The 12,110-nt window shown below is 65.2% G+C and carries 10 protein-coding genes; 3 read left to right on the top strand and 7 right to left on the bottom strand.

Annotation, left to right across the window (positions count from 1 at the left end; genetic code table 11):
• Positions 1-57: 57 nt before the first annotated feature.
• From FB597_RS02350 to FB597_RS02330, 5 genes are all read right to left on the bottom strand, one after another.
• A complete protein-coding gene (locus FB597_RS02350) occupies positions 58-888 on the bottom strand; it encodes a DUF4198 domain-containing protein (RefSeq protein WP_141913226.1) in 831 nt (276 codons plus the stop codon).
• A 78-nt stretch (positions 889-966) separates the two neighbouring features.
• Positions 967-1,527, bottom strand: a complete 561-nt coding sequence (locus tag FB597_RS02345; protein ID WP_141913225.1) for a DUF2271 domain-containing protein — start codon at positions 1,525-1,527, stop codon at positions 967-969.
• Between the two features lie 78 nt (positions 1,528-1,605).
• Positions 1,606-2,280 carry a PepSY-associated TM helix domain-containing protein gene (locus tag FB597_RS02340; protein WP_141913224.1) on the bottom strand — a complete coding sequence of 225 codons (675 nt, stop codon included), beginning with the start codon at positions 2,278-2,280 and terminating at the stop codon, positions 1,606-1,608.
• A 123-nt stretch (positions 2,281-2,403) separates the two neighbouring features.
• The gene (locus FB597_RS02335) at positions 2,404-3,384 is read right to left on the bottom strand and encodes an alpha/beta hydrolase (RefSeq protein WP_141913223.1); all 981 of its coding nucleotides are present in this window, start codon (positions 3,382-3,384) and stop codon (positions 2,404-2,406) included.
• Positions 3,384-5,462 carry a TonB-dependent receptor domain-containing protein gene (locus tag FB597_RS02330; RefSeq protein WP_186442727.1) on the bottom strand — a complete coding sequence of 693 codons (2,079 nt, stop codon included), beginning with the start codon at positions 5,460-5,462 and terminating at the stop codon, positions 3,384-3,386. The genes FB597_RS02335 and FB597_RS02330 overlap by 1 nt, the downstream gene beginning before the upstream one ends.
• Before the next feature lie 238 nt (positions 5,463-5,700).
• Between FB597_RS02330 and FB597_RS02325 the strand changes: the two genes are divergently transcribed.
• The 3 genes from FB597_RS02325 to FB597_RS02315 all read left to right on the top strand — a co-directional run bounded on the left by FB597_RS02325 (position 5,701) and on the right by FB597_RS02315 (position 9,347).
• Positions 5,701-6,453 carry a response regulator gene (locus tag FB597_RS02325; protein ID WP_141913222.1) on the top strand — a complete coding sequence of 251 codons (753 nt, stop codon included), beginning with the start codon at positions 5,701-5,703 and terminating at the stop codon, positions 6,451-6,453.
• Complete coding sequence (locus tag FB597_RS02320) at positions 6,450-7,784, top strand: ATP-binding protein (protein WP_255463977.1); 1,335 nt, start codon at positions 6,450-6,452, stop codon at positions 7,782-7,784. Before FB597_RS02325 ends, FB597_RS02320 begins: the two co-directional genes overlap by 4 nt.
• A gap of 120 nt (positions 7,785-7,904) precedes the next feature.
• A complete protein-coding gene (locus FB597_RS02315; protein ID WP_144767914.1) occupies positions 7,905-9,347 on the top strand; it encodes a PLP-dependent aminotransferase family protein in 1,443 nt (480 codons plus the stop codon).
• A gap of 140 nt (positions 9,348-9,487) precedes the next feature.
• Here the strand turns inward: FB597_RS02315 and FB597_RS02310 are convergent, their stop codons facing one another.
• Both FB597_RS02310 and FB597_RS02305 read right to left on the bottom strand, forming a co-directional pair.
• Positions 9,488-9,724, bottom strand: coding sequence for a helix-turn-helix domain-containing protein (locus tag FB597_RS02310; RefSeq protein ID WP_141913220.1), 237 nt, complete (start codon positions 9,722-9,724; stop codon positions 9,488-9,490).
• Between the two features lie 5 nt (positions 9,725-9,729).
• Positions 9,730-12,054, bottom strand: coding sequence for an FdhF/YdeP family oxidoreductase (locus FB597_RS02305; RefSeq protein ID WP_183405816.1), 2,325 nt, complete (start codon positions 12,052-12,054; stop codon positions 9,730-9,732).
• Positions 12,055-12,110: the final 56 nt, after the last annotated feature.

The raw sequence follows: 12,110 nt of genomic DNA, 5'->3' as shown, positions 1-12,110 counted from the left end.
GGCACCCGCAATGCGGGTGCCTGGAACGATCGGCGCCTCAAGGATTCAAGGCCGGCCTCAGGGCAGCACTTCCACGGTCGCGATGTAGCTGGCGCGGCGCTGCGCGGCCTGCGGCAGCGTGGTTTTCTGGTCGGACACGCTGGCTTGCATCCAGTACATGCCCGGGCCGCCCCACTTCACGCTGAACTTGCCATCGCCATCGGTCGTGACCTTGGTATCTTGCAGCTTGTCGCGGTAACGAATGCCGCCCGGCACCACTTCCACTTCGATGCCCGAAGCCGGCTTGCCATCCAGCAGCAACTGGAAGCTGGCCGTGTCGCCCGCCACCAGGTCGGTCGGATGGGTGACCGGCTGCAATTCGAGGCCGGCGCCGGTGATCGCCAGCGCGGTCCTGGTCGGCTTGCCCGCCGTCACGAAGGTTTCCACGCGGCCGTTGACCTGGGTCACTTTCAGTTCCTGCGCATTGGCCGGAATTTCCTTGGCCAGGGCGTCGGCGCTACCGCGCCAGCGCTTCTGCTGGCCGTCCACCTTGTAGCTGGCAAACACGCCGTTGTTGACCACGGCGATCTTGTAGGTGCCCGGCTGGCTCAACTGCACATCGAACGTGCTGCGATATTTGCCGGTGGCGGCGTTGACCGCCTGCACCGGCTTGCCCTCAGGGCCGGTCACCACCAGGCCATCCAGGCGCAGCGGGAAATGTTCAAAATAGAACAGGTCGTTGGAAACGGCGGCATCCACCGTCACCCAGGCTGCATTGCCCGACAGCACGGTGGACGACGGCAGCAGCCACTGGCGATGCGCATGGGCCGACAGCGGCAGGCTGATCGCCAGCGCCAGGGCGGCAACCTTCATCGAGGCGCGTACGGTGCGTTTGAGGGAAAAATTCATGTTGGCTCCTTGGTCTGGATTCTTTGATGATGGAAATGAAAAACTGGACTCGATTCAGGACTTGAATCGGCGCCGCAATCAGGGTTTCAGTTCGAGCGAGACGGCCCCAAGTTCGCTGCTGCCTTGCGCCCTGGCGGTCTGGAGCGACTTCGGCGGCCACTGGAACGGCAGCTTCACCAGCTCGCGGCCGCCGACTTCGCGCGCGGCTTCCACCAGCAGCACATAGTCGCCCGGCGCCAGGCTGGCCAACGGGCCCTTACCGGAACCGAAGTTCAGTTTCTGTTCGCCGGCCGGACGCGTCGCGCCGCTGACGCCATCTACCGGCATCTGCAGTTCGCGGCCGCTGCGGCGCCACCACTGGCGGATATCCTTGAGCCACTTTTCGCCCTCCTTGTCCTTCTTCTTGAGGTCGTACCAGACCGCCAGGTTGGCGGCCACGCTCTGGTCGGCACGCTCGATCCAGGCCGCCAGGTAAGGACGGTGGTACTCGGCCACATTGAGCGTGGGGATCTCGATCTTCAGGTTCATGTCGGCCGCGCCGGCCGGAGCCGCCGCCGCGAACAGGGCCGCCATGGCCAATGCCAGGACGGTGGGCTTGAGCAGTGCGGATTGTCTTGCCGGATCTTGCTGGTGTTTCATAAGACGGGCCTCGCTAACGGATTCGGATGAAAACGACAGATAAAAAACAAGTGAAACCAGCCCGGCTGCACGCCGGACTCAATGAATAAACAGGATCGCCAGCAACAGCGGCGCCACCAGTCCAAGCACAACCAGCGGCCAGGTGGCAGGACGCTTGCCCGCATGCATCTGCAGCAAGAACAGGCCGGTGATGCAAAACACCAGGCAGGCCATGGCGAAGATATCGATGAACCAGCTCCACGCCGTGCCGGTATTGCGTCCCTTGTGCAAATCGTTGAAGTAGGAAATCCAGCCGCGATCGGTTTTTTCGTATTCGACCTGGCCGTCCTCCAGCGCCACCCTCAGCCAGGCATCGCCACCCGGGCGCGGCAGCGAGACATACACCTCGTCGGCCGACCATTCCGCCGCCTGCGCGCCCACCGTCACCGACAACTGTTGCGCGATCCAGTCGCGCACCGGCGCCGGCAATTCGTCCTTCGCGCCGCCGCCCTTGCTATCGGCAGCTTCAGCCTGCCGCCGCAAAGGCGCCAGCAGCGCCGCGGGCAATTGCGCCTTGCGCTGGCTGACCTGCGGCTTGGCCTCGATCTGCGCCGCATGGTTCAACGTCAACCCGGTCACCGCGAAGGCCAGCATCGCCACCAGGCAGATGCCGGAACTGATCCAGTGCCATTGGTGCAAGTGCTTGAGCCAGAAGGCGCGGCGTTTCTGGTCCGGTAGTTGCTCGGCTGGCTTGGCTGCGTTGGCTTCCTTCATGGCGCGCGATGGCTCCCCGCCACCTCTTTCAAATAATAATGATTCTCAATTGAAACGAAAACACCCGCGCATGGCACGGCCGCGGCCGCTCTTTTACTTTGCGATACATAACGGTACAAACCCCTATTCCCCCGGATAAGGCGGCAACCCGGCGGCAATGCGCAAGGCCGGCTCCAGCGACGCAGGCAGCATCGGCCCATGCGCCATGCCGGGGAAACTGCGCAAGGAAACCTCCAGGCCGCTTTTCCCCTGGAGGCGAGCAATCATGTCCGGCAAGGCCTGGGCCGGCATTGCGCCGCGCGACGCCAGCATGGACTGCGCGCGGGCGTCGGCCTGGGCATCGCCTTGCGAAACAGCCTTGCGCTGGCGCCCCTCCGCTTCCCCCACCATCACCCACAGGCGGACGCCTGGCGCAGCCTTGGCATGCACGAAGTTCTTTTCCTCATCCAGGATCACCCCGCGCTGCCACCATAGCGATGGGCTGGCGGCGATGTAGTTGCGGAACAATTGCCCGCGTGAAAACAGCGTATGCAGCACGAACAATCCTCCGTAGGAGTGCCCCCACAAGGCCAGCCGGCCATCGTCGAGCGGCGCCCTGGCGCGCACGCGCGGCATGACCTGCCGCTCAAGCAGATCGAGGAATACGTCCGCCCCGCCGCCTTTGCGACCGCGCGCGGCTTCCTCATCGACCTGCCCCTGCGGGAATGGCGGGGTGTAGTCGTAGGCGCGCGCCGTGACGTCGAAACGCAGCTCGGTGTCGTAGCCGATGGCCACGATCACCGGCGGCTGCGCGGCATCCAGCGCCTGCAACTGGCGTTCGTCGATGGCGGCCATCGCAGCATTGCCGTCGAGCAGGAAGATCGCCGGATAGCCCGCCGCCGGCGCGGCGCGGCGGGGAATGCCGAGCATCACGCGGTAGCTGCGCCCGCCATCGTCCGAACGCAGATCGAAGCGCTCGAAACGATAGAAGGCCGAGCCGCTGTCGGCGATGGTCGGGCCAAGCTTTTTCGACAAGTCCGGCTGGGCCCGTACCAGGCCGGGAAGCAAGGCGCACAATGAGGCGGCCGCCAGCAGGCGGCGGCGCCAATGCAGGATATCGTTCATCAGAAACGTTGGGTCAGGCTTACCCACAGGCGGCGGCCATCGCCGACGGTGTTGAAGCTTTGCTCGTCCAGGCGCTTGTCGGTGATGTTGTAGATCGCCGCCGCGATGCTGGTGAGCTTGCCGATGTCATAGGTGGTGCCGATGTCGGCCAGCGCATAAGCCTTGTACTCCTTCACGCCGGACGACGAGATGGTGGTGCCGGCGGTCCCCACGCGTGCCGCGGCATTGACTTCCTTGCCGTGGTAATTGAACGCGGCCCACAGCCGCCAGGCATCCGATTGCGTCCAGTCGGCGCGGAGGTTGAACATGTGCCTGGGCGTGCGCGCCAGCGCATAGCCGTCATAGCTGCCGCCCTTCTGGCGCGAGTCGGTGTAGGTGTAGTTGGACTTCAACGCCAGGCGGCTGGTGGCTTGCCAGCGGCCGGTCAATTCCACTCCCTTGATGGTGGCGCGATCGACGTTGTAGCTGTACCAGAGGCGGTAGTTGGGATCCTGCGACCAGCGCGCGATGGAGCCGTCGGCGTTATAGACCAGGGCGTTGCTGACCTTGTCCTTGAAGTCGGTATAGAACAGCGTGGCGCCGCCGGACAAGCCGGCCTTGTTGTCCCACAGCGCGCCCAGCTCGTAGCTGGTGCTGGTTTCCGGCTTCAGGTCGGGGTCGCCGATAATCACGCCGCAGGTGCCGGTGGGGCCATAGGTGCATCCGGCGCCGCCGGTGGTGTAGGCATAGCCCGGCGCGATGGTGCGGATATCCGGCGCGCGGAAGCCGCGCGAGACGCCGCCCTTGACGGTGAGGTTGGCGGTGGTATGCCACACGCTGTAGAGGCGCGGGCTCCAATGGTTGCCGTAGACCTCGTGGTTGTCCAGCCGCAGGCCGCCGGTGAGCGACCAGGCCTCGGCCAGCTTCCATTCGTCCTCGACGAACAGGGCTTTTTGCGTGATGCGGAAACTCTGGTCGATCCCGGTGCGCAGCCCCGGATTCTGGTCGGTCAGCTTGCCTTCGTTCCATTGCCCCCCCAGCACCAGCCAGTGCGATCCCAGCGGCATGCTTAATTTCCCGTCCAGCACGGCATTCTCGATCTTGGGCGCGCGCGCGGCCTGGGCATAGCGATCGCTGCCGGCCGGGCTCTCGGTGTAGCTCTTGCGCTGCGCCTTCTCGTACGAGAATGTCACATCCGATGTCGCCCAGCCATAGCGGCCGGTATGCGACAACGAGAAATGGTCGCGCGGGTTTTCGGTATAGCTGTCGGCAGTCGTCGCGGTGGCCGCCAGCGTATGGTAGGAAGAGGCGTCGCGACGCACCCGGGTGGTGCCGGCTTCCAGCAGGATGTCGTGATCCTTGTTGGGCCTGAGCGCCAGGCGCGCGGTAAAGTCGGTATCGAGCGCCTTGGTGTTGCCGTTGAGGATGCGGTCTTCCTGGCGCTTGTAGACCTTGCCCCACAATTGCAGGCCCAGCACGTCGGCGGCGATCGGCCCGTTCAGGTAGAACTGGCCCTGGTAGGAATCGCCGGAGTCGCCATGCTGTTGCAGCGTGGTGTCGAACGTCACCGCGCCGCCCCACTTGCTGGCGATCTTCTTGGTGATGATGTTGATCACGCCGCCCATGGCGTCGGAACCATACAGGGAAGACATCGGGCCGCGTACGACCTCGATGCGCTCGATGGCTTCCAGCGGCGGGATGTAGGACTGCTCGAAACCGGAGTTGCCGTTGGTGCGCGCGTCGCGCGTGCTCTGGCGCTTGCCGTCCACCAGGATCAGCGTATAGGCGCCGGGCAGGCCGCGGATGAAAATATCCTTCTCGGTCGCGGTGCCGGTGACGGTCACGCCTTCCACATCGGAAAGCGCATCGGTCAGGTCGCGGAATTGCTTCTTCTTCAATTGCTCCTGCGTGATCACGGTGATGCTGGCCGGCGCGTCGACCACTTCCTGCTCGAAGCCGGTGGCGGTCACCACCACTTCCTTGAGCCCCGACGCCGCCGACGCCGACTGCGCCTGGGCCGCGCCCCCTGTCATCGCCAGCGCCGCGGCCACAGCCAGGGCCGCACGGGTCGGCATGAATTCCTGTTTCGATTGTTGCATGGTGCTGTTCCCCCATCGTGTTGGTTGCCCACCCCTCGCAATACGCAGGCGCAAGCGATCCCCTGCGAGGAAAGTCCCCGCAAAGCCGCACCGGCGCCGGATTGTGGTCGGGTTGGAGTTTTATTGCATTTGCAAATGAGAATTATATTCATTTAAAATCAGGAAAAGTTTGTCAATATGTGGCAACTTCCTGCGCCCCTGCGCCAGGCCTCCCGATGCAATACAAGAAGGGCAATACGTGGAATACCCACCCGATGCCGACCGCCACATCCTGGTGGTCGACGATCATCTCGACATCTGCGAACCGCTGGCTGCCTACCTGCGCCGCCAGGGCATGCTGGTGAGCATGGCGTTCAACGCCGCCCAGGCGCGCCGCCTGCTGCAGCGGCAAGCGTTCGACCTGGCGCTGCTGGACGTGATGATGCCGGGCGAAGACGGCCTTTCGCTGTGCCGCCACATCGGCGAGCGATACGGCACCCCGGTGATCCTGCTGACGGCGATGTCGTCCAGCGCGGACAAGGTCAATGGTCTTGAAACCGGCGCCGACGACTACATCGTCAAGCCCTTCGAACCGCAGGAACTGGTGGCGCGCATCAAGACCGTGCTGCGCCGGATCGCGCGCAGCCTGCCGGCCGCGACAAATCCCGGCCATAGCGCCATCCACCGCTACCGCTTCGGCCAATGGACGCTCGACCTCGAACGCCGCGAACTGCGCGGCCGCGACGGCACGGCCACGCCCCTTTCCAGCGTCGAATACCGCCTGCTGTGCGCCCTGGTGGCCCATCCCAATACCGTACTCTCGCGCGACAAGCTGCTGGACCTGACCGCCGGCGCCGATGCGCAGGCATTCGACCGCAGCATCGACAGCCAGGTCAGCCGCCTGCGCAAGAAGCTCGAAGCCGATCCGCGCCACCCCAGCCTGCTCAAGACCGTATGGGGCAACGGCTACCTGTTCGCCGCGCAGGTCCGCGCCGAACCGCACCTCCCATGAGACTGTGGCCGCGCACCATGGCCGGCCAGTTGATCGGCCTGCTGCTGCTCGGACTGGTGGCCGCGCACGCCATCGGCCTGTCGATGGTGCTCACCAATGGGGCAACCATCCACGCCATCTCGCGCGACCAGATGGTCGAGCATGCCGCCGCCGCATGGCGGCTGGGCGCCTTGCCGCAGGCGCAGGCGCGCCGGGCGCTGGAGGCCATACGCGACGACCATTCGGATTACGCGCTGGACAAGGCGGCCGCCATCGACGAAGGCAGCCAGCAAGGCTACGACCAGGATGTCATCAGGGAAAAACTGCAAACCCGGCTGGGCCTGCAAGCGAGCGACATACGCGTGAGCCTGGTGCGCCACAGCGCGCGCCAGGGCGACCTGCGCATCGCCATGCGCGTGCCGGACGGACAATGGATCAACACCTTGCAGCATCCCGTGATGTCGCAGGCATGGATGCGGCCGCTGCGCTTCTCGGTGCCGGTCAGCACGCTGCCGGTGCTGGTGATCGTGTTCCTGTTCGTGCGCCGCATCCTGCGTCCCATCAAGGCGCTGGCGCATGCCGCCGAACGCGTCAGCCGCGGCGAGCAGCTCGGCCCGCTGCCGGTCAGCGGACCATCGGAAGCGCGCGAAGTCACCGCCGCCTTCAATCTCATGCAGGAGCGCCTGACGCGCTTCGTCGAAGACCGTACCCGCCTGCTGGCCGCCATCAGCCACGACCTGCGCACGCCGATCACCTCGCTGCGCCTGCGCGCGGAGATGGTGGAAGATGCGCAGCTGCGCGCAGCCATGATCCGTACCCTGGAAGAGATGCGCGTGATGGTGGAAGAAACCGTGCGCTTCGCGCGCGACGATGCCCGCAATGAAGACACCCGCGAAGTCGACCTGCACGCGCTGCTGCGCGACGTGGCGCAAGAGCAACTGGCCCAGGGACACGACGTGCACTTGCGCAGCGATGCCCCGGGCGCGCTGCCCTACCGCTGCCGCCCGGTGGGCCTCAAGCGCGCCATCGGCAACCTGGTGGACAATGCGGTGCGCTACGGCCAGCGCGCCCGGCTGGCCGTGTTCCCGGCAGCCGGCGGTTCCCTGCTGATCCATGTGGACGACGACGGCCCCGGCATTGCCGCCGACCAGTTGCCGGAAGTCTTCAAGCCCTTCGTCCGCCTGGATGCCGCGCGCCATCGCGGCACGGGCAAGGATGGCGGCAGCGTCGGCTTGGGACTGGCGATTGCGCGCTCATGCATCGAAGCCCACGGCGGACGGCTGGAACTGGAAAATCGCGACGGCGCGGACCGGCCATCCGGCCTGCGCGCGGTGATCAGCCTGCCGGCCTGAGGCGGTATCCGGCCCGTGACGCCACTTGTCACCGGCCGCCATCGTCGCCATGGCCCGCGCCTTGTAAAATACGGGCCGACAGCTCCTGACACTTAACCTCGGTCCCAAGCCCGCCCTGCCATGGCCGCCATCCCCCTGTACCAGCAATTCGCCGACCAGTTGGCGGCTTCCATCCATGACGGCGTGCTGCGCCCGGGCGAGCGCATCGCCTCGGTACGCATCGCCAGCCAGCAGCACAAGGTCAGCGTAACCACCGTGGTGCGCGCCTACGAATTGCTGGAAAGCCGCGGCATCATCGAAAGCCATCCGCAATCCGGCTACTTCGTGCGCGAGCAGGCGCAGACGGGCGACAAGCCGGCCGCCAGGCGCAGCGCGCGCCAGGACAATCCGGCCTACCAGCAATCCACCGAGGTCGACGTCAGCCGGCTGGTGCTGGCCACCTTGAAGACCATCCAGCAAGACGGCACCGTACCGCTGGGTTCGCCCTACCCCAATCCGGCGCTGTTTCCCTCGCAACGGGTGACCCAGTACGCCGGCAGGATCACGCGCAGCGCCAGCCACTCCAGCGTGTTCGACGACCTGCCGCCAGGCCACCCCGACCTGCTGCGGCAGATCGCGCGACGCTACCTGGAAAACGGCCTGAAGGTCAATCCCGAGGAAATCGTGGTGACGGTCGGCGCCACCGAAGCCATCAACCTGTGCCTGCAGGCGGTGGCGCGTCCGGGCGACACCGTCGCGGTGGAGACGCCGACCTTCTACGCCATGCTGCACGCGATCGAGCGCCTGGGCATGCGAGCCCTGGAGATCCCGACCGATCCCCGGCGCGGCATCGATGTCGATGCGCTGGAGCGGATCATGGCAACGCAGCCGGTGGCGGCCTGCATGGTCATGCCCAATTTCCAGAACCCGCTCGGCTTCCAGATGCCCGACGGCGAGAAGGAAAGGCTGGTGCGGCTGGCCGAACGGCGCCAGATGCCGCTGATCGAAAACGCCGTCTACAGCGAGCTGTACTACGGCAATGCCCACCCCTCGTCGCTGAAGAACTACGACCGCACGGGCCTGGTGCTGCACTGCTCCTCGTTTTCCAAAAGCCTGACGTCGGCCTACCGTATCGGCTGGGCCATGCCCGGCCGATACCGCGAGCAGGTGGAAAAACTCAAGTTCCTCAACACCCTGACCACGCCCACCGTCCCGCAACGGGCCATCGCGCAATACCTGACCCAGGGCGGCTATGAGCGCCACCTGCGCCGGGTGCGCCGCGCCTTCGCCCAGCAACGCGACCTGATGCGCCATTTCGTGCTGCGCTTCTTCCCCGCCGGCACGCAAGTGTCGGAACCGGAAGGCGGCTATGTGCTATGGGTGGAATTGCCGGCCGGGGCGGATGCGATGGAACTGTACCGGCGCTGCCTGGCGCTGGGCATTACGGTGGCGCCGGGGCGCATCTTCGCGGCGACCAACCGCTACAGCCATTTCATCCGGCTCAACTACAGCTATCCGTGGTCGCGCGAAATCGAGCAGGCTTTGAAACTGGTGGGGAAACTGGTGGAGGAACTGGCCGCCTGAGAAAGCCTGAGAAATATGGAGCGCCTTCGATACGGCGCTGACGCGCCTACTCAGTCCGAACGGCTATTCTTATCTTCAGTACGATATCGACCGTTCGGGCTGAGTAGGCGCATCGCGCCGTATCGAAGACGCGCCGACAATCAGGCGCCGGGCAGCAACAATTGCACGCTGCCGGTGCCGTCCTCATTCAACTCCACCTTGACCACGCCCGCCTCTTCCAGGGCCGAGAGAAAACGCCGCAGCGTGCTCATGCGCAGCTGCGTGCGCTTGGACAGCCGCGCCAGCGACAACGGCGCGCCGCCGCTGCGCTCATGGTCGGCTTGCAGCTCGCCGAGGATGGCCAGCACTTCCGGCGGCAAGGCCTCTTCGGCGTCCATGGCGATCAGGCCGTGGCCGGCTGCGCCGCCGAGCGCGACAACAGCACCGGAATGGATTTGGAAGTCGGCGTGCGGGCGCGGTCGGCGAAACTTTCCAGCGGCACCAGCGGGTTGGTTTCCGGGTAGTAGCTGCCGATGCAGCCGCGCGGGATGTCGTATTCGACCAGCAGGAAGCCGTCGGCACGGCGTTCCACGCCATCGTCCCATACGCTCACCATGTCGACCCACTCGCCGTTCTTCAGGCCCAGCATCTTCAGATCCTCGGGATGGATGAACACCACCCGGCGCTGGCCGAACACGCCGCGGTAGCGGTCATCCATGCCGTAGATGGTGGTGTTGTACTGGTCGTGCGAACGCGTGGTCATCAGCGTCATCAGCTTGTCGCCATGGATCTTGCGGGCGCGGTGGATCGGCGTGTCCTTGGGAATCGCATGGACGATGAAGTTGGCGCGGCCGGTATCGGTCTTCCAGACGCGCTCGCGCGAGGCCACGCCCAGGTGGAAGCCGCCCGGGCGGGCGATGCGCTCGTTGTAGCCCTTGAAGGCGTCGTACACCTTTTCGATGGCGTCGCGGATGCGCGAATAATCCTCGGCGTACCACAGCCAGTCGATCTTCTTGCCGTTGTGGCGCGACTTCATGGTGGCTTCGGCCATGTGGGCCACGATCGCGGTCTCCGACATCAGGTCGGGCGAAGCCGGCTTGTTGATGCCGTAGGAGACGTGCACCATGCTCATCGAGTCTTCCACCGTCACGCCTTGCGGGCCGGACTTCTGCACGTCGATCTCGGTGCGGCCCATGGTCGGCAGGATCAGGGCATCCTTGCCGTGCACCAAGTGGCTGCGGTTGAGCTTGGTGGTGATGTGCACGGTCAGGTTGCACGAACGCATCGCCTCGAAGGTGCGATAGGTATCGGGCGTGGCCATGGCGAAGTTGCCGCCCAGGCCGATGAAGACCTTGGTGCGGCCTTCCAGCATGGCCATCACCGAACCCACGGTGTCGTTGCCGTGATGGCGCGGCGCCTTGAATTCAAAGACCTGCTCCAGGCGGTCGAGGAAAGCCTCAGTCGGCTTTTCGTCGATGCCCACGGTGCGGTCGCCCTGCACGTTGGAATGGCCGCGCACCGGGCACAGGCCGGCGCCGGGACGGCCGATATTCCCGCGCAGCATCATCATGTTCGACAGCAGCTGGATCGCGCCCACCGCATGCTTGTGCTGGGTCAGGCCCATGCCCCAGGTGGCGATCACGGCCTTGCCCTTCACATACACCTGCGACAGCTTTTCGATGTCTTCGCGCGAGACGCCGGACTCTGCCACGATCTCGCTCCAGCTTTCGGCACGCGCGTCGGCGGCGAACGCCTCAAAGCCAAAGGTATGTTCTTCGATGAACTTGACGTCCAGCACGCGCTCGCGGCCGGCGGCAACGGCTTCGTCGTCCAGTTCGATGGTGCGCTTGATGACGCCCTTGATCAGCGCCAGGTCGCCGCCCAGTTTGGGATGGATGAACATGGAACTGATCCGGGTGCTGCCCAGCGTGAGCATCTCGACCTTGCTTTGCGGATCGGCAAAGCGCTCCAGGCCGCGTTCCTTCAAGGGGTTGATGGCGACGATGGCGGCGCCGCGCTTGGATGCGTGGCGCAGCTCGCCCATCATGCGCGGGTGGTTGGTGGCCGGGTTCTGGCCGAACAGCAGCAGCGTGTCGCACAGGTCGAAGTCGTCCAGCAGCACCGTGCCCTTGCCGATGCCGACCGTGCCCGGCAGGCCGACGCTGGTCGGCTCGTGGCACATGTTGGAACAGTCGGGGAAATTGTTGGTACCGTACTGGCGCACGAACAGCTGGAACAGGAACGCCGCCTCGTTGCTGGCGCGGCCGGAGACGTAGAAATCGGCCATGTCCGGATCGGGCAAGGCATTGAGGTGCTTGCCGATCAGATCGAACGCGCCCTGCCAGTCGATCTTGCGGTATTTGTCGGTGGCGGCGTCGTACACCATCGGATGGGTCAGGCGGCCGTGTTCTTCCAGCTCGTAGTCGGACTGCTGCATCAGTTCGGCGACGGTGTGCTGCTCGAAGAACTCGGGCGTGACGCGCTTCTTGGTGGCTTCGGCCGCCACCGCCTTGACGCCGTTCTCGCAGAATTCGAAGGTGGACGTGTGTTCGCGGTCCGGCCAGGCGCAACCGGGGCAGTCGAAACCGTCGGGCTGGTTCTGCGACAACAGGGTGCGGAGGCCCTTGCCGTCGGCCACGTGTTCCTTGACCAGGTTCAGCGCCACATACTTCAGCGCGCCCCAGCCGCCAGCGGGTTGGTTGTACTGCTCGATTCTCGGTTTAGCCATGATCTCGGTGCGAACGGATTGATTCCAGGATTCATCAGTCTAGGACAGGCGCCCGC

The organism is Herbaspirillum sp. SJZ099 (assembly GCF_007828355.1).
GTDB lineage: Bacteria > Pseudomonadota > Gammaproteobacteria > Burkholderiales > Burkholderiaceae_D > Herbaspirillum.
The sequence above is the reverse complement of the archived record's forward strand: the minus strand, read 5'-3'. Positions and strand labels throughout refer to the sequence as shown.

Coding starts and splice junctions, on each gene's coding strand:
- FB597_RS02350 (WP_141913226.1), bottom strand. CDS start 888: ATGAATTTTTCCCTCAAACGCACCGTACGCGCCTCGATGAAGGTTGCC.
- FB597_RS02345 (WP_141913225.1), bottom strand. CDS start 1,527: ATGAAACACCAGCAAGATCCGGCAAGACAATCCGCACTGCTCAAGCCC.
- FB597_RS02340 (WP_141913224.1), bottom strand. CDS start 2,280: ATGAAGGAAGCCAACGCAGCCAAGCCAGCCGAGCAACTACCGGACCAG.
- FB597_RS02335 (WP_141913223.1), bottom strand. CDS start 3,384: ATGAACGATATCCTGCATTGGCGCCGCCGCCTGCTGGCGGCCGCCTCA.
- FB597_RS02330 (WP_186442727.1), bottom strand. CDS start 5,462: ATGCAACAATCGAAACAGGAATTCATGCCGACCCGTGCGGCCCTGGCT.
- FB597_RS02320 (WP_255463977.1), top strand. CDS start 6,450: ATGAGACTGTGGCCGCGCACCATGGCCGGCCAGTTGATCGGCCTGCTG.
- FB597_RS02315 (WP_144767914.1), top strand. CDS start 7,905: ATGGCCGCCATCCCCCTGTACCAGCAATTCGCCGACCAGTTGGCGGCT.
- FB597_RS02310 (WP_141913220.1), bottom strand. CDS start 9,724: ATGGACGCCGAAGAGGCCTTGCCGCCGGAAGTGCTGGCCATCCTCGGC.
- FB597_RS02305 (WP_183405816.1), bottom strand. CDS start 12,054: ATGGCTAAACCGAGAATCGAGCAGTACAACCAACCCGCTGGCGGCTGG.